We start from the raw sequence: 18,219 nt of genomic DNA on the forward strand, positions 1-18,219 counted from the left end.
AAACTATAATACCTGTTAATATGCTGTCTTTAAGGCGATTATTTGAATTCTAGCCTTTTTTTGTAGATTTTTGAATTTTATCTTTACTTTTTGCGATTTTTGTTCGCTTTTGCAAAATATTCCTTAAAATTAATACGATTATTATAAATAAAATGAGTCCACAAATCAAAAATGTATATGTGTATTTATTTTTTTGATTTATCCTTTTTTCTAAATTTTCTGAAGACATTTCTTCAGTCACTTTATTTAAAGATTTTTTTTCCTGCTCAAGAAGTTTTTGCTCCTCTTCTAAATACATTTTTGTATACGAATTAAACTTTTCGTTATTACCTATTATTTTATAATTTTCTGAAAGAGCTTTCAATATTTTTATATTTATAGCTGCATCATTTACATTTTTAATTGAATTTAAAGTAGTCTCTAAATTCTCAATCGCAGCCTCGTATTTACTCTCTATAGAAAGCAATTTTGCTAATCCTAATTTTGATGATGCAATGTTTTTTATTGCATTAATTTTTAGTGCATATGTAATTGCTTCATCAAAACTTTGTTTTGCCTCACTAAATCTCTCAAGTTCAATAAAACAATCTCCTATATTGTTGAGAGTAATCGCAAGATTTGCAATCACTGATTTTCTATCAGTATTACGCTCAAAAACTTTTACTGCATCAGTAAAATAAGGTAATGCGTATTCACACCCTAAATCATCTTTCTTAATAAGTCCTTTTACAACAAGTATATTACCTTGAATAAATTCTAGAGAATCTGGAAGTGGGTGCTTTACCGTTAAGTTATAAGCTTCGTCTAAATAACGAAGTGCTCTTCCACTTAGCTTAAGACGTCTATATTGGCCTCCTATGAAGCCTAAAACACGCACTTGATCTGTATAATTTTCATTCTTTTCTGCTATTGAATCTGCTTTCAATGCATATTTAAAAACTTCATCATGCTCTTTTAAAATAGCATATCCATTAGCAATAGAGAGTAAAGCACTTATTTGATATGAAGCATTGTCTTTTGATAAATTATATAATTTAAATCCTTTTTCAATAGCAAGTTCAGGGTTGTTATAAACAAGTACACTTACCTCTTTTTTTAAGCTGTCAAGAGTAGCTTGCTGTTGCCCAAAAAGTGTGGCGGAGGTTAAAGTAGTGAGAAGTAGAAATGTGTTGAAAAAAGTAGGAAACATTTAAAATATCTTTGCAGAAAGGTACTAAAAAGTTCAAGAAGCTACTTTATTGTTTTTCTTTAAAAAGACTACAAATTGTTTTGGTGTAATATCTGTGATTGACTTAAAAACTACAGTGAACGAGCTATGAGAAGAAAAACCACATTTTTCAGCAAGATAGCTCACCTTATAATTTAAATATTGAGCATCTCCCTGCATTAGATTTATAATGTAATTTATGCGAAGTTCATTAATATAGGTGTTAAAATTTTTATTCTTATGTGTACGTATAATTTCTGAAATGTATTTCGTATTAGTCTTTAATTGTTTTGCTAACAATGCTAGAGACATGTTAGGATTTATAAATCGATCAGAATTTTCAAAAGCTTCAAGCCTTGCTAAAATAGCATTTTTAGTTCCTGAAGGAATGAAAACACCTTTCGTTTCTTTTACGTTATTTGTTGCATTTTCTATAACAACCATCTCAAGCTTTTCTTTATTTTCAATCTGTTTTATAATTTTTTCAAATTGGCGGTATTCTCTATCCAGCTTTCTATTGTAAAAATAATAGCTTAAAAGAATAATTAATAATACAGTAAAAATTAGAGCGCCTAAAACATAATAATTGTTTAAGTCTTTTTCTAGTGTGTCTTTTTGGTTTTCCTCAATTTTAGACAATAGTACATTTCTAACGCTTCTTTCATCATTAACTAATGATGCAGAAAGTAGAGAGCTTTCAGTATAGTATTTTTGAGACAATGATATGCTATCTAATTGCTTGTAAACTTTAGATAAGAGATTTAAAATCCTTAATTTAATTTTTGGTTCAATAATATTTACCTGTAATGATTCAAGTAAAAACCCTTTTGCAATTTTATGCTCATTCTCATTAAAATATACCTCTCCTAAACCAAGTTGAGTTACTGCTTTAATAGATGAGTCTTCTAATTGTTGTGATTTTAAAACTATCAGCGATTCATTAAAAATTGTTTTTGCAGATTCTAACTCATCAGAAGCAAGTTTTATTTGAGCTTTTAAATTTTCAGTTTCTAAATATAACCCAGGTACAATTTTCTTAATAGCATCATTATTATTATTTTGTTTTAAAAGAATTTCAAATGCATCATTAAAATGAGATTCAGATATAAATATTGCAGATTGTTCTTGATGCAACTTACTTAACGCAATATCTTTTTCATAAGGATCTAAAATATAGGTGATTAGTGAAGTGGCATTAGATAAGTAAGATTTAGAAACATTGTGCATGCCTTGATAACGGCACTGTTGAGCCAAGCCAACTAAGACTAATGAAGTAATATAATTTTCATTTATACTCTCAAGAATGTTTTTTGCTTGGTATAAATCTTCAATACTTTGTGCATTGTTACCTTTTAATTTTTGACTTTCAGAACGTAAATAGAGCGCCTTTGCATTATCAATCTTAGAGGGCGATTTTTTTAAAAAGTAATTTGCAATTTTAATTGTTTGGTCAGGGTCTTGATAGATTGTATTTATGCTTTTATTAAAATTTAATGTTTCAATAGCATTTTCCTGTCCATAGGAAACTACAGATAAAAGAAGAGAAATTAGAATATAAAAAACGTAACGAATCATAAAGCAATATCTAACAAAGATAATTTTTTGTTACCTAATAGCAAGACCAATAAAGGCGCAGTTTTAAACATAAAATTGCTTTAATTAAAGAAATTTGACACCTACAATTTAAAGTAAGTTTTCACTCTCTCCTCAGCCTTACTAATCATTAATCTACAATGGCCACAGGTTTTTTATCATCACCAATTGCAACAAATGTAAAATAGCCCGTTACCACTTTTTCACGTTGGGCACTGTACATATCTTCCATAAAAATATCCACCTTTACAACACAACTAGATCGCCCCACTTTATCCACACGCGCAATTAACTCTACAATGCTTCCTTGGGGTATGGGTTTCGTAAAATCTATTTTATCTGTAGAAACTGTAACTACTTTTTTACGGCTAAAGCGTGTAGCGCAAATAAAAGAAGCCTCATCCATCATATGTAAAGTAGTCCCACCAAAAAGCGTATCGTAATGATTTGTAGTATTTGGAAATACAGCTTTAAAAATTCGGGTTTCGCTTTGATCTTTTAGTAATTCTATATTGGACATGAAAGTAATTATTTTGGTATAGCAATTAGTTATCTTAATACTAGACTTAAGAAATTTATACTGCCTATTTTTGCCAGCAAATATACCCAATATGACACAAGATATCGTCACGGCATTAAAATGGAGATATGCTACTAAAAAATTTGACTCGGCGCAGAAAATTTCCGAAGCTAAACTTAATATTCTTAAAGAATCTTTCAATTTAACAGCAACTTCTTATGGCTTGCAACCATTAAAACTGTTAGTAATTTCAGATCCTAAAATTAAAGAATCTCTTGTGCCTCCAACGATGAATCAAGTACAGGTAAAAGATTGCTCACATGTTTTAGTCCTCTGTACGGAAACCGAAATTTCAAAAAATCATATTGAAAGTTATTTTAAAAATGTGGAGAAAATAAGAAGGACACCTTCGGAAATTTTAAAGCCTTTTGAAATTTTTTTGATTGATTCATTTTCTGAGAAACCGAAAGAGGAAATCCAAATTTGGGCTGCAAAACAAGCCTACCTAGCTATGGGAAATCTTTTAACAGTTTGCGCAATTGAAGAAATTGATGCGTGCCCCATTGAAGGATTTGACCCAGCTGCGTATGACAGCTTATTAGAGTTAAACAAAATAGGATTACAGTCTGTTTTAGTACTTGCAGTGGGCTATCGGGCAGAAGATGATATGTTTTCAGCTATGAAAAAGGTGCGCCGTGGGGTTAAAAATGTTGTTATTGAAATGTAACTTTATCTATATTTATTCTGTTTCGTTTTTTATATAAACTACTCGCGTGTCACTTATAGTATCATGCCACCCTACGCTGTCGTCACCAAGAAAAGAAAAAGCTTCAAAAGGGATAAGTCTACATAAAGATCTTTTTGCAATAATACTTAAAGTAGGTTTTTCACCATTTAAATCAACAACTTTAGTCTTTGTCAACATTTTGCCTATACTTTGACCATATGCATGCTCAAAAAAAGTATAATATAAAAAGGAGAAAATTCCACCTAAAATATAATTTGAAATTCTGCTGCTTTCAGAAATGGAGTTTATTGTATCTGGTGCAATTAAACCTAAAACTACACCTAGTGCAATTCCAAATCCTAGTTGTAATAATAACATAATAATTAAGTCAATTATGTAATTTCCAAAACGAGTTCCAGTAGTTGCTAAATCCATTTTTGCGAGATTAGAAACATAAGTTAATTCTTTGTCAGCGAGTGTGTTGTCTTTTGCAAAGTGTGGGCAACTAACATCAAAATCTGCTCTTTCATCTGTTAAATTGCATACGGTACCTTTATATCTATCAAATTTTTTATGGGTACATACATTACAAAATTGCAAGTGCTCTTGACGATTCATGGGTTATTTTTTTCTGAAATATACCTTAATTTAAACCTACAATTCAAACCCTTGATATTATATTTTAGCTTGGTACGTGTATAAATCAAAATATCTACCTTCTTTAGCTATCAATGAATCATGTGTTCCTGTTTCGGCGATGTTTCCATTTTCGATAACTAGAATTTGATCTGCTTTTTTGATAGTACTTAATCTATGAGCAATAATAATAGTCGTTCTGTTTTTGATAAGTTCGTTTAATGATTTTTGAATCAACGCCTCACTTTCAGTATCTAAATTTGACGTTGCTTCATCTAGAATAATAATTTTAGGGTCTGCTAAAATTGCTCTTGCGATAGAGATACGTTGGCGTTGTCCACCACTTAACTTTACACCTCGCTCACCAATTAAAGTATCCAACCCATCTTCAAAGCGATCTGTAAATTCGTTTACATATCCAGCATTAACGGCATTTAATAATTGCTCTTCTGTAGCATCTGGTCTTGGAAATAATATATTATCTCTAATTGTACCTTCAAATAGAAACTCATCTTGTAGCACAACTCCTAGATTTTTACGGTAGCTACTTAATTTTACGGTAGTCAGATCTACACCGTCCATTAAAACCTGTCCAGTTGTCGGCGTTAAAAACGTAGCAGAAAGTCCGGCAATTGTAGATTTTCCAGATCCTGAACTACCCACAAGCGCAATTACATTTCCTGCTTTTACATCAATATTAATTTTGTGCAATACATTTTTCCCTTTCTCATAAGCAAAGGTTACATCTTTAAATTGTAAATGTCCTTTAATAGCGGGCAAGGTTACTGTTCTATTTTTCATTTCTTCCTCAGGAGTGATATTCATTAATTCTTCGGTACGGTCAAGTCCAGCAAGTGCTTCGGTGAGTTGACTTCCTATATTGCTCATTTGTACTATGGGAGCAACCATAAAACCTAATAATAACGTAAAGAGTAAAAAGTCTCCCACAGTCATATCTCCTTCAATCATATAATAACCACCAATTCCCATAATTCCTACAGAAGCCAGCCCAAGTAAAAATGTACTGGAACTTGTCATTATTGCTGTTGCAGTCAAACTCTTTTTTACATTTTGAAACAACTTATCTACACCTTCTTCAAAAATTTTATTTTCTTGCTCCTCTGCATTAAATCCTTTAATTACACGAACACCAGCAAGTGTTTCATTCAATCTACCTTTCACCTCGGCATTGATTCTTCCGCGATCTCTAAAAATGGGGCGGATAAATTTAAAAGCTTTTAAAGCGACAACCCCAAAGATGGCAACAGGTAAAAACACAAATAATGTCATCCAAGCATTAATACGAACTAATAATACTACCGACACTATTGCGGTAATCGTACCGCCTACGAGTTGAACAAGTCCTGTTCCTATTAGGTTACGTACGCCTTCCACATCACTCATAATTCTAGAAACGAGTGCGCCGCTTTTTGTATTATCAAAAAAGCTAATGGGTAATGACAGTACTTTTTTCTGTACTTGCGCTCGCAACTCGCTAATGAGATATTGTGCTTGTACACTCAATATTCGAGTTAGTAAAAATGAAGTGATGGCTTGTACTAAAAGCGCTATCCCAACCATCCATAACAAGTTATATAAAGAAGAAAAATCTTTATTTGGAATAATTTCGTCTAGTAATTCTTTAGATTTTAGTGGAAGTACAAAGCTCGCAAGCCTTCCTATTACGATCAAAGCAAGACCGATAAAAACTAACTTTCGTCTTGGCCAGATAATCGTCTTAAATGCCGATGTCATGGTGACTTTAGATTTCTTTTTGTCTTTCTTTGACCCTTTTGTTTCTTTATTTTCTGCGTAGTGTCTCATCAAATTCAAAGGTAGTCAAGGGAGTCACATTTCCGAAGATAAAAGCTTATTAAAAATTAAATGACAGCCGTATATTTACAATCATAAAAAAAATAGAACCTATCTGGTTGAGCGCAGTCAAAACGTTTTTTAAATAATTAATATTAGATAACCATCTCTGCGTAAAACTAAGAATCACAAACTATAAATAATTAACGATTATGCCTGGATTTGAAGTTTTTGGCGACGAAGAGCGCTCACAAGTAAATGATGTTTTAGAAAACGGTGTGTTGATGCGCTACGGATTTGATGGCATGCGTAACGGACACTGGAAAGCACTTGAATTTGAAAAAGCTTTTGCAGCTCGTATGGAAGCAAAGCATTGCCAGTTAGTGTCTAGCGGGACTGCTGCTTTAACTGTTGCGCTTGCAGCTGCAGGAGTGGGAGCAGGGGATGAGGTGATTATGCCCGTTTTTACTTTTGTAGCGAGTTTTGAGTCTATTTTAATGCTGGGAGCGATTCCTGTGCTTGTTGATATTGATGCTAGTTTAGGGTTAGACCCTAAGGCTGTGGAGGCTTCAATTACACCAAAAACAAAGTGTATCATGCCAGTGCATATGTGTGGTTCTATGGCAGATTTAAATGCTTTAGCCGAAATTTGTAACACCCATAATCTTTTGTTGATTGAAGATGCTTGCCAAGCGATAGGGGGAACGTTTAACGGAAAACCTTTAGGAAGCATTGGAGATTTAGGTTGCTTTTCATTTGATTTTGTTAAAACAATTACGTGTGGTGAGGGTGGCGGCATTATTACAAATAACGACACTTATAAAATAAATACAGACCAGTTTCAAGACCACGGTCACGATCATGTGGGTAATAATCGTGGTGCCGAAACGCACCCAGCACTTGGTTATAATTTTAGGATTTCAGAATTACATGCTGCCGTAGGCATTGCTCAGTTAGAAAAATTTGACGCTATTTTAGCAAAGCAAAAGCAGTATTACAACATTCTAGCTGAGGAACTAGCTAAAATCCCTGAGGTAACATTTAGAAAAGTACCAGAGGGCGGGGTGCAAAACCATTCTTTTGTGAACTTCTTTTTACCCACGCAGGAAATTGCTAAAAGGGTGCACACGGCATTAGGCGGAGCAGGGGTAGAGGCTTGCTTTTATTGGTTTGATAATAATTGGCATTATATCCATGGATGGGAACATTTAAGAAATTTACAGTCTTTTCAAAATTTATCCTCTGAAATTAAAACTCAAATGCAAGATTTAAATAATTCTAATTTTTCAAAGAGTGATGCATGGATGGGGAGAACAATTTCTTCTTTGGTTAAAATAGGGATGAGCGAAGATGAGGTTGAAAAAAGAGCTAAGTTAATAGCGCAAACTATTAAAGAACAATTATAAGAGTTGATAATACTGTATATTGTTGTCCAAAGTAAATTTCAAAAAATGGAAAAAAAATATACATTATCAAAATCCCCCTACTTCTTTTTCTTATCAATTATGCTAATGTGCTTATTTTCTCAAAGCGTCATTGCACAAAATTTAAAGAAAATAGATACGCTAGAAGTTGCAGAAAAAAAGTTGAAATTTGGTTTAGGATTCGGGCTTGGTTTTGTGGGGGGTACAAATGTTAGTCTATCTCCAAACCTTACTTATAAATTAAGTGATAAAGTAAATATAGGCGCAGGTTTACAAGGAAGTTATACTGCAATTAAGGATATACAAAATACATTTACAGCGGGTGCAAATGTGTTAAGTAACTATGCACCTATAGAACAAATAAGTATTTTAATTGAATTTGCAGAGCTTTACGCATTGCGAAAAACAGACTCTCCAGAAGGTGATATTGAAAAGGATTTTTGGGAAAGTGCTCTATTCTTAGGCGCAGGCTATAATGTAACAAACAAAATAGCAATAAGTGCTAAATTTAATTTTCTGTATGATAGTGGTGGTAGTGTTTATACAAGCCCAGTAATTCCTTTTGTGAATATATCTTTTTAACAATATACAATGGATCTGAATTTGACCTCTTAATATTATTCTTCAACTATTATTTTTGATAGATTTGGTTCAAACATAGAAAAAGGTATTTTTTTTTCTTCAATCTTTGTTGCTTCTTGTATGGTTTTAAATAATGGGTAAAATTCTGTTTCATTTTTAATACTTATAGATTCAGATTCTTCAACAAAAAGATTCCAAAAACCGTCGGTATATTTTTTATATAAATTTTTATTTAATTTATATTTTGGATTGAAATAGTATTTTCCTTTAAATATTTGAAAAAACGATTCTGTGCCCGTTGGTTTATAAACTATAGATATAGATTCACATAACTCATCAAGTATTTTTATTTGATCTTCTGGATTACGTTTAAATTCTATCAATTTTTCATTTCCTTTTCCAAATTAAGTTTTAGCAATTGTATCAGATTTTTCGAACTCAGTATATGAATATCCTAAGTCTAACCTTACTATTGTTTTCATCCAACCTTTTAGTCCATTTCCATGATAAATCATTGCATATCTATCTTCCTTGATATATGCATTAAAAGACTTTCCGAATTCATTTTCTAAATACTCTTTAGGAATATTAGGATTTATAGGTTCATATTCTATTTCATATATTATTTCTCCTTCAAAATATTCTTGCCCATATATATTTAACACCAATAGTAGAAGTAGCGTTAAGTGAAATATTTTTAAATTTTTCATAAATTTTTATAAACTATAAATAAATGCACTAAACCCAACTATAAAACCTAACACATAGATTAAACCTTTTCCAAATCTGAATGCGTTGTGACCAAAAATCTCGTAATTTAACTTTTGAGTACTGTTTGCAGGGTCGATTGCCCAATCTCTATTTTTAAAATTGCCAATTGCCATTATCAAAAAAACGATACTTAGTAATAAATAAGCATAACTCGGATTCTGTTCAAAAAAAACCTTTATTTGATTAAATATATCTTCCATTTAGTATGACGCACTATGGCTTTGTAAATAATTTAAAATCAGCTTTTTAAATTATAAATTTTATTTTTCCTGTCAAAAGTTGGATTTGTAAAAATTCGGCGACGTAAAAAAGTGCCTTCATTTTTAGTTTAGCGGCTACTCTCGCATTGTTTGTATACTTTGTTGTGCGCAGGCTCTCTGCGTTCTGCTTATCAATTTATCCGCAACTTATTAAAATTCCGCCTTGTGGATAGTTAAAGTCATAAATGTAATCTTCATCAGTTAAACAACTATATTTTCTACGATATTTTCTTTCGCAAAAATCATAAACTCGTAAAATCAAATAGCGATTATCAAAATGATATTTTTCCATCTCAATTTCATAATAAGAATCTTGTTTTTTTACTTTCAAAAAATCATCATAATTAAAAGTAAGAATTATATTTTTTGTTGAATCCGAAGATATTTTTTTCCAATCAGATTCAGTTAACTTTAATTCGCCTGGTTCATATCCAATTTGGATTCGTTCTTTTATTCCGCTTTTATATTCAAAATGCAAGTTGAATGCGCCATTTAGAACTAATTGGTCATTCACTTGAATAACCATATTCAGATTTTGACCAAATCCATAGTTAGTTATTCCAATTATTAATAAAATTAGCAATTTAAATTTCATTCACAATTTTTTTTTCAGCTTGCGGACAACGTCTCTGTATATGAGCAGTGCGGAGGAAGAAAGGTATTAGCCTTTCGGACGGACACGAGCTGATTTTTACAAATTTCGATTATTATTTTTTCTAGGAATAAGTCGAATTTGTAAAAATTCGGCGACTTCCAAATATACCTTTACTTTTAATTAAGCGACAACTCCCGCATTGATTATATACTTTGTTAGCAATAGTTAATGCTCACATTTTATTGATTTTAAAAATGAATTCCTTTAATATATAATCAGTATCATCATAGGTTAAATCAATATAAATTTTGAGGTTTAGTTCGAGATTCAAATATCGTAAATCAAGATTACTTAATGCTTTCTTATACTCATTAAGCAGCTTATTCTCTTGGGATTTTATTTCAATAAGTTCTTTTTCAGAATATCCTTCGTAATCTACTTCTTGAAAATTAACTGAAACGATTTTCCCATTTTCTATCGTAAATATAAAATCATCTGCCACATAATCAAATTCCATACTTTCAGCCAATCGTTTTGTAGGGAAATTTTTATTCAAATGACTAACAATGGTATCTTTAACCTTCCGAACTGTGTTTTTTTCAAATTCAAATTCGGATAAATTTACTTCATCAATCAATGTTTTAATTTTGTTTTGTAATTTTTCTTTTAATAAGATTTGATTATTCTCTCTACTCTCTTTTAAAGTTTGAATTAATTTTTTATGAATTTCCACAAGCCGATACATTTTACTATCTTTTTTAGGTGACCAAGTACTCCCATCCTTTTGTTCATAATTTGATATTGAAAAATTGTATGATGTTCCATCATTACCAACTACGAGTCTATTCATTTCTTCGGGTGAGAAAATTCTATATCTAGCTTTAGAAAGTACCGCTCTGTAGAGTTTTTTTAATAGTTCCGCATCATTATTTGAAAGCTTACCAATATGCTTTTCTAATTTTATTTTTTCATCTACCGTATCTAATTCTGGCTTATTATCAAGGATTTCATTGTAATGGACGTGCCAAATTTTAATATTTACTGTATTGTAATACAATGTATCATTTCTCAATAATAAAACTTCTTCTTCGTGAAAAGATGGTAATGATAGAAACCGAGTGTCGTAGGAATTTGGTAAACCTTCAAATAAAATTTCTTTCAATTTCTGATAATACCTTATTTGATAGGCATCACTATTTAGTAAGCTTTCGTCAGGCACTAAAAATTCAGATTGCATAGAATAAACGGGCTCAACTTTATCAACGTTGTCTAAATATTCTTGTAAGTCATCAACTGTTTGCCCTAAACTTAAAGTTGAATATAGAAGTATGAATAAATGAAATATATAGTACCTCATTGTTTTTTTTTTAATTATTGCTAACTCCCTAATAAGAAACATAGTCAATAATCTCCAGTCCATAGCCTATCATTCCCACACGTTTAGATTGGGTAGAATTAGAGACTAATCTTATCTTGTGGATACCAAGGTCATGCAAAATTTGAGCACCAATACCAAAATCTTTCACATCCATGCCAATTGATGGAGCTTTTACAATTGTATTCTCTTTTTGAGCTTCTCTAAGTTGACGCAGCCTGGCTAGAAGATTAAAAGACTGGCTCTGTTGGTTGATAAAAACCAAGGCGCCTTTACCTTCTTTATTAATAACCCTAAACATGTCATCAAGTTTTTTGTCAACGTTATTGGTAAGTGTTCCAAGAATATCATTGTTAACTAATGTAGAGTTTACACGCACCATAATAGATTCACCAGCGCCCCACGTTCCTTTGGTAAGTGCAATATGAATTTGGTCATTTGTAGTTTGTTGATAGGCACGTAGTCTAAACTCGCCAAAGTTTGTAGCAATATTAAAATCTTCCTTCTTTTCAATTAATGAGTCGTGCTCCATTCTATATGCTACGAGCGCTTCGATTGATACAAGTTTTAAATCAAACCTTTTAGCAACCTCAACAAGATGTGGCAATCTTGCCATCGTACCATCTTCATTCATGATTTCGACAATAACACCGGCCGGTTGTAACCCAGCAAGCCTAGCAAAATCAATCGCAGCCTCTGTATGTCCTGTTCTTCGAAGCACACCGCCATCTTTAGCTTTTAATGGAAATATATGTCCAGGCCTGCTTAAATCGTATGGCTTTGTCTCTGCATCAATTAATGATTTAACAGTTTTTGCTCTATCACTGGCTGAAATTCCAGTGGTTACACCGTTGCCTTTTAAATCTACCGAAATTGTAAACGCAGTTTCCATAGGGTCTGTATTATTCCCCGTCATCATTTCTAGCTGTAATTCCTTACAACGACTTTCGGTAATTGGCGCACAAATAAGGCCTCTACCATGTGTTGCCATAAAGTTGATAATTTCGGGTGTTATCGTTTCGGCAGCTGCCAGAAAATCACCTTCATTTTCTCTATCTTCATCATCAACGACAATAATTACCTTGCCTTGCTTGATGTCTTCAATAGCTTCTTCAATGGTGTTTAATTTTATCTGGGTTCCGTTTACGGTAGTTAACATAGCAGTATCTTTAGTTATACAAAGATAATGAATGAGGTGGGTAATTTGTAACCAGTACAGATTTTTTAGTATTGAAAAGTAGAAGTGGTTTATTAAAAAAGGAAAACAAAATTTTTACTTCGGAAATATGTGGGGTGGGAGATCATTTAGTACAAATAGCCTTGTAGTATAGTTGCACAACGCTGAATTACAATTAAATAAGAAATTAAAATGAAATAAAAATTTCCGAAGAAATTAAAAAAAGTACTTTTTAAAGAGTGTATTTAAAATTCGCCATCTTTATAGCCTTTGTTTTTTAATTCTCTTATGGCAGCGTCTTTTACTTCTTTTGAATACCCTAACTTTTCGTGATTGTTAACAATGTCTTTTAATTGTTCCTCATTTCTAGACAGTACAAGTGCTTTTTCTTGTTGGGTAAGTAAGATTTGGTCTTCTTGAAGCTCTGAGTCACCTTTTTTCTTAAATAATCTTGTAAACCTACTTACAAATGTATCAATGTCAAAAACACCTTGATCTGTAGTGGCGCGATAGGTGAGCCAAATACTTAAAGGTAACATTATGGCGGTACTCATCCAAGTGGCGATAAATGGATGCAGTGTGCCATCCTCCGCGCTATTTTTTGCAAAAATACCTATAAAGTGATACGTAAGGAATAGTAAGATTGCAACTACCATAGGTAATCCCATACCTCCTTTTCTAATAATAGCTCCTAGAGGTGCTCCTACAAAAAAGAGAATTATGCATGCAACTGCAAGTACATATTTGTCATGTAATGCCATTTCAAATTTGTTGAGTCTTTTAGTTTTTATACTAAACTCGCTCTTTTTTGCACTTATACTTTGTAGTGTTCCTTTTACATTATTAAGAGCCATCTTTGCAATGTCAGCTTGTGTTTTTGGCTTAAATACATCTAAGTATGTGTCTAATGTATCTGGCGTTTTCTTGGCTTTTAATGCAGGGTCTTTCAATTTTGAAACACCACTGCGGTAATACACATTATCAGCAAAAGCACTAATATCTGTTGTATAACTTTTAGAAAGTGAATCGATTTCTACAATGAGTTCACTCATGTTAAACATATTTTGATTGCTCAAGTTATTCTCTTGGTCAATATCAGTATCATTGAGAGCCGTTAAATCAATATTTATGGTATACTCTTTAAAATATGTTTTTGAAAATGGTTCGCGTTTTTGCTTTTTTAAATCTTTTTCTTGGATTTCTTGGTAGTCGTTTCCGTTTCTTAAAATGAGCGATAGTGTATTGCTACCTTCTTGACTGGCAAGTTCTCCAGTTTCTGCAATGGTAACATTATAATTACCGTTAGGCTTTGCTGGATTTTTTCGGTGTATGATAACATCTTTCAAAAACTCATCACGTTCACCAGATTTTTCTGCAACTTTAATATTAATATCATCGCCTATTTGGCTAAACTGACCAGCGCTAATTACCATTGAGGGGCTAACCTGCGCAATGTTACGTCGTAAATTTTGCCATTTGTATTCTGAGTAAGGAATAACATTATTAGCAAATAAAAATGCTGTAAAACTTAGTAATAGTATAAATACAGTGAGACTTCGCATGGCACGTTGCAAAGAAATACCAGTAGATTTCATAGCGGCAAACTCATATTTTTCGGAAAAACTTCCAAAAACCATCAATGAGGTTACTAATATTGTTAACGGTAATACGAGTGGGATAAGACGAGGTGAAACAAACCACAAAAATTTAAGGACAATCCAAAAATCTAAATCCTTTCCAGCTAGTTCACTGATGTAAAGCCAGATAGTTTGCAGCACAAAAATAAACATTAAAATAATGAAGACGCTAAAAAACGTCTTCAAATAACTTATCAATATATACCGGTCGAGTATTTTCAAACCAATTGTTTAGTCCAGTTTATTAATGTAGTAGCCATCGCTTTTATACTTAGCTTGGTCAAAGGTAAACAAGGTTTTTGAAAGTGGCTGATTTGTTTTAAAAGATTGTACTGTTAAAGTATATTTTGTTCCTTTTGAATCTGTTTGAATCAACTTATAAATATGTTTTGTCTGTGCGTCGATACCTAAAAGAATATCTTTTATTTCAGCATTACTGTCGATAGGTGTTAGTTTTACAAACTGGATTTTTCTTCCACTTACATTTTGAACAATATCCATTTTTGCATTGTAGCCTTTTTCATAAAAGGTCAACATCTTTGATGGTGTGATATCTTTGTCGTCTTTTGCGTTATAAGTTGAAATTGTTACTTCTTCATCCTCTGGGACGATGGTAAAAATTTTCTTTCCATCAAACAAGCGAGTTGTTCCTAACATATTAAGCACATAATTTTCTCCCGATAGTGTAACATCACCGCGAGTATCTTGATTTACACCCTCTTTTTTATTATTAAGGTTGTATTTAAAATCAATAGTGATATTGTCGTAACTTCTCACTTTTGCCGAAACTTCATTTAAGAGTTTTTTCGCGTCTTGTGCTGTAGCTGTTGCTACTGTAAAAATTGTAATAAATACTAAAGCTAACTTTTTCATGCTTACTATCTGCTGAGCAGATAAATTTTAAATTAAACTAAACTTTTTATTCTGAATCTAACAATTGATTTAAAGCTTCAATCGTAGGGACGGTTACTTGTCTTGCTTTACTTCCCTCAAAAGGCCCAACAATTCCTGCAGCTTCAAGTTGGTCGATAATTCTTCCAGCTCTATTGTAACCTAATTTGAGTTTTCTTTGAAGTAAAGAAGCGCTTCCTTGTTGTGCAATAACTAATACTTCGGCAGCGTCTCTAAACAAAGCATCTCGTTCATTAATATTATTATCAAGAGTTGTGCCACCTTCTTCTCCTATATATTCAGGTAAAATGTGAGCATCTGGATATGCTTTTTGACCACCAATAAAGTCTGTAATATCTGCAACTTCTGGAGTATCTACAAATGCACATTGAATACGTACAAGTTCATTTCCTTGAGTATAAAGCATGTCTCCACGACCTATTAATTGGTCTGCACCGCCACTGTCTAGAATAGTACGTGAATCAATTTTACTTGTAACTCTAAAGGCTATACGTGCTGGAAAATTGGCTTTAATAATACCCGTAATTACATTTACAGACGGGCGCTGTGTGGCTACTATTAAATGAATACCAATGGCACGGGCAAGTTGCGCTAAACGTGCAATGGGAGTTTCTACTTCTTTCCCTGCCGTCATAATCAAATCTGCAAACTCATCTATAACAAGAACGATATAAGGTAAAAACTTATGACCTTCCTCTGGATTTAATTTTCTGGCTTTAAACTTATCGTTGTATTCTTTAATATTACGCACATAGGCATCTTTCAACAAATCATAACGTTGATCCATTTCAATACACAAAGAATTTAAAGTTGTAATAACTTTATTAGTGTCTGTAATAATAGCGTCTTCATCTCCTGGTAGTTTAGCAAGAAAATGGCGTTCAATTTTATTAAATAAAGTAAGCTCTACTTTTTTAGGATCCACTAGTACAAACTTAACTTCGGCTGGGTGTTTTTTGTAAAGTAGTGATGTTAGGATAGCATTTAAACCAACAGATTTACCCTGCCCTGTAGCACCAGCCATTAAAAGGTGTGGCATTTTTGCAAGGTCTACTACAAAGGTTTCATTGCTAATTGTTTTTCCCAATCCTAATGGTAGTTCCATTTCTGCACTTTGAAACTTAGGAGATGCAATGGTGGAACGCATTGATACTGTTTTTGGATTCTTGTTAGGAACCTCAATACCTATAGTTCCACGCCCAGGAATAGGTGCAATTATACGAATACCTAATGCTGATAGGGATAAAGCTATATCATCCTCTAGATTTTTAATTTTTGAAATTCTAATTCCGGCTTCGGGTACAATTTCATAAAGTGTAACAGTTGGTCCTACTGTAGCTTTTATACTGGCAATCCCTATTTTATAATTGTTGAGGGTTTCTACAATTCGGTTTTTATTTTCTTCAAGTTCCTCTTGGTTTATAGTAATTCCTTGCCCGGCGGTGTAATCTTTTAAAAGCTCTATCGTAGGAAATTTATAACCGCTGAGTTCTAAGGTAGGATCAAATTCGCCAAAATCTGCAACTAATTTATCGCTCAAGTTTTTCTTTCCTTCCTTTTCTTCGGTTACTTCTTCAACTTTCATTTCCATTTCTTCCTCTTCAGGAATTTCTACTTGAAATTCTTCTGTGGAAACTATAGGGGTGGTTGTTTCAGGAGTAGGACTCGTGGTTATTTCTTCTGAAATTTTACTAGTTTCAAAACTTGTTTCTACGGTTGGAGTATTGTTTAATTTATTTTCAGGTTTTTTAATTTCCGAAGTCCCATCTTGAGATGAAAAATCCTTAGCAATACTCTTTTTTGTTTTCTGAAATGTATTAGCAACAAGTTCTGGAGTAATTTTTAAACGAACTACTAAATAAATTATAGCAAGAAATATCATTAATAAAATAGTACCAGTAAGTCCTATGTAATCTTGTGATAAATCGTTGATTTCATACCCAATAACACCGCTTAAAAGAGAATTTTTTATATGGAAAAAGCCAAAGAAAATTGAAAACCAAATCATTAATAAGATTCCCCAAAACCAAAATTTCTTTAATTGCTTTTTTGTGTAATCAAAGAATAAATATACACCAGTTAATGTAACGAGTGTGGCGAAAATGAAGGAAGAAATACCAAAGCCATCATAAATAAAAAAGTGAGCAATGTTGCTGCCAAACTTACTTAACCAGTTTTTACTTTCCACATTTCTATCTGCTAACCCAATAATACTCTGGTCTGCTTGCCACGTAAAAAAGTATGAAACAAATGAGAATAATAAAGCAAGCCCTAACAAAATTAAAAAACTCCCTAACAGTATTTTTTGCTGCTTTGAGAGTATCATCGAGATAGGTTTTCTCGGTTGCTTAGTTTTCTTTGTTGCTGTTTTCTTTTTGGCCATTAACTCTTAGATGTATCGTAAACAAAAGTACAAATTGTTACCGTATGTAATGCGTCTCATTGTTTAAAAGTTTGAGGATATTTTTTGTGGATTTAAACTAGAATTAATTTTTTTAAAAAATAATGATGACAATTTTAATCTGCTGCGATATACTATTGAAAACAATAATAATCATTAAAACAAACAACATGAAAAATTTAAAAAAAATCACAGCAATCTTACTTTTATGTCTAGCCGTAGTATCATGCAGCAGTGATGATGAAGGTACTCAAGAGCCCACAAATGAAGATCTTGTTATTGGCCTATGGCAAATACAATCTTCTACACAAGATGGAAACCCTGTAACATTAGGGTCTTGTGATCTTTTATCAACAATACGATTTACGGAGTCTGGCATGTTTACACAAACCTTTTACACTGGTACTAATTGTTCAACGGTAACGCCACAAACCGGTTCTTATACATTAGAAGGTGATAATATTACTGTAAATCAAGGAAGCTCTGCAACAATAATAAGAATAGTTACATTAAATGAATCTAACTTAAGTGTTGAGTTTAATTTCTCTGGAGTATTGAAAATTGATAACTACATCAAACAATAAGTACAT

General features: G+C 32.3%; 18 protein-coding genes. 4 read left to right on the top strand and 14 right to left on the bottom strand.

The genetic code is table 11. The features are described from left to right. Positions 1-49: 49 nt before the first annotated feature. The 3 genes from GB234_RS08115 to GB234_RS08125 all read right to left on the bottom strand — a co-directional run bounded on the left by GB234_RS08115 (position 50) and on the right by GB234_RS08125 (position 3,320). Positions 50-1,189 (bottom strand): tetratricopeptide repeat protein, encoded by a 1,140-nt coding sequence (locus GB234_RS08115; RefSeq protein WP_151894045.1) that lies wholly within the window; start codon positions 1,187-1,189, stop codon positions 50-52. A gap of 33 nt (positions 1,190-1,222) precedes the next feature. Next, positions 1,223-2,782: a helix-turn-helix domain-containing protein gene (locus GB234_RS08120; RefSeq protein ID WP_151894046.1), complete on the bottom strand. Its 1,560-nt coding sequence runs from the start codon at positions 2,780-2,782 to the stop codon at positions 1,223-1,225. Between the two features lie 148 nt (positions 2,783-2,930). Then, the gene (locus GB234_RS08125; RefSeq protein ID WP_151894047.1) at positions 2,931-3,320 is read right to left on the bottom strand and encodes an acyl-CoA thioesterase; all 390 of its coding nucleotides are present in this window, start codon (positions 3,318-3,320) and stop codon (positions 2,931-2,933) included. Positions 3,321-3,411: 91 nt separating this feature from the next. Between GB234_RS08125 and GB234_RS08130 the strand changes: the two genes are divergently transcribed. Beyond that, on the top strand, positions 3,412-4,047 hold the full coding sequence (locus tag GB234_RS08130; protein ID WP_151894048.1) for an NAD(P)H-dependent oxidoreductase: 636 nt from the start codon (positions 3,412-3,414) through the stop codon (positions 4,045-4,047). 12 nt (positions 4,048-4,059) lie between these two features. Here GB234_RS08130 and GB234_RS08135 read toward each other — a convergent pair whose 3' ends face one another. Together GB234_RS08135 and GB234_RS08140 are read right to left on the bottom strand one after the other, a co-directional pair. Beyond that, a complete protein-coding gene (locus GB234_RS08135; RefSeq protein WP_151894049.1) occupies positions 4,060-4,665 on the bottom strand; it encodes an RDD family protein in 606 nt (201 codons plus the stop codon). Positions 4,666-4,722: 57 nt separating this feature from the next. Continuing rightward, a complete protein-coding gene (locus tag GB234_RS08140) occupies positions 4,723-6,507 on the bottom strand; it encodes an ABC transporter ATP-binding protein (protein WP_151894050.1) in 1,785 nt (594 codons plus the stop codon). Positions 6,508-6,707: 200 nt separating this feature from the next. Between GB234_RS08140 and GB234_RS08145 the strand changes: the two genes are divergently transcribed. Next, positions 6,708-7,901 carry a DegT/DnrJ/EryC1/StrS family aminotransferase gene (locus GB234_RS08145; protein ID WP_151894051.1) on the top strand — a complete coding sequence of 398 codons (1,194 nt, stop codon included), beginning with the start codon at positions 6,708-6,710 and terminating at the stop codon, positions 7,899-7,901. 45 nt (positions 7,902-7,946) lie between these two features. Then, positions 7,947-8,501: a hypothetical protein gene (locus GB234_RS08150; protein WP_151894052.1), complete on the top strand. Its 555-nt coding sequence runs from the start codon at positions 7,947-7,949 to the stop codon at positions 8,499-8,501. Between the two features lie 35 nt (positions 8,502-8,536). On the opposite strand, the gene GB234_RS08155 is transcribed toward GB234_RS08150, so the two are convergent. The 9 genes from GB234_RS08155 to GB234_RS08195 all read right to left on the bottom strand — a co-directional run bounded on the left by GB234_RS08155 (position 8,537) and on the right by GB234_RS08195 (position 17,611). After that, positions 8,537-8,884, bottom strand: a complete 348-nt coding sequence (locus GB234_RS08155; protein ID WP_151894053.1) for a hypothetical protein — start codon at positions 8,882-8,884, stop codon at positions 8,537-8,539. A 21-nt stretch (positions 8,885-8,905) separates the two neighbouring features. After that, a complete protein-coding gene (locus tag GB234_RS08160; RefSeq protein WP_151894054.1) occupies positions 8,906-9,169 on the bottom strand; it encodes a hypothetical protein in 264 nt (87 codons plus the stop codon). 48 nt (positions 9,170-9,217) lie between these two features. Next, positions 9,218-9,472: an Imm17 family immunity protein gene (locus GB234_RS08165; protein ID WP_151894055.1), complete on the bottom strand. Its 255-nt coding sequence runs from the start codon at positions 9,470-9,472 to the stop codon at positions 9,218-9,220. A gap of 196 nt (positions 9,473-9,668) precedes the next feature. Next, entirely contained in the window at positions 9,669-10,127 is a 459-nt protein-coding gene (locus GB234_RS08170) for a hypothetical protein (protein ID WP_151894056.1), read from the bottom strand. A gap of 232 nt (positions 10,128-10,359) precedes the next feature. After that, positions 10,360-11,484, bottom strand: a complete 1,125-nt coding sequence (locus GB234_RS08175; RefSeq protein ID WP_151894057.1) for a hypothetical protein — start codon at positions 11,482-11,484, stop codon at positions 10,360-10,362. 28 nt (positions 11,485-11,512) lie between these two features. Next, positions 11,513-12,661 carry a 3,4-dihydroxy-2-butanone-4-phosphate synthase gene (gene ribB, locus GB234_RS08180; RefSeq protein ID WP_151894058.1) on the bottom strand — a complete coding sequence of 383 codons (1,149 nt, stop codon included), beginning with the start codon at positions 12,659-12,661 and terminating at the stop codon, positions 11,513-11,515. A 263-nt stretch (positions 12,662-12,924) separates the two neighbouring features. Beyond that, positions 12,925-14,538: an LptF/LptG family permease gene (locus tag GB234_RS08185; protein WP_151894059.1), complete on the bottom strand. Its 1,614-nt coding sequence runs from the start codon at positions 14,536-14,538 to the stop codon at positions 12,925-12,927. Between the two features lie 9 nt (positions 14,539-14,547). Further along, on the bottom strand, positions 14,548-15,189 hold the full coding sequence (gene lolA1 / locus GB234_RS08190; protein ID WP_151894060.1) for an outer membrane lipoprotein periplasmic chaperone LolA1: 642 nt from the start codon (positions 15,187-15,189) through the stop codon (positions 14,548-14,550). 46 nt (positions 15,190-15,235) lie between these two features. Further along, the gene (locus GB234_RS08195; protein ID WP_151894061.1) at positions 15,236-17,611 is read right to left on the bottom strand and encodes an FtsK/SpoIIIE family DNA translocase; all 2,376 of its coding nucleotides are present in this window, start codon (positions 17,609-17,611) and stop codon (positions 15,236-15,238) included. A 188-nt stretch (positions 17,612-17,799) separates the two neighbouring features. Between GB234_RS08195 and GB234_RS08200 the strand changes: the two genes are divergently transcribed. Beyond that, a complete protein-coding gene (locus GB234_RS08200; RefSeq protein ID WP_172966864.1) occupies positions 17,800-18,213 on the top strand; it encodes a lipocalin-like domain-containing protein in 414 nt (137 codons plus the stop codon). Positions 18,214-18,219: the final 6 nt, after the last annotated feature.

Source organism: Patiriisocius marinistellae (assembly GCF_009014635.1).
Lineage (GTDB): Bacteria > Bacteroidota > Bacteroidia > Flavobacteriales > Flavobacteriaceae > Patiriisocius > Patiriisocius marinistellae.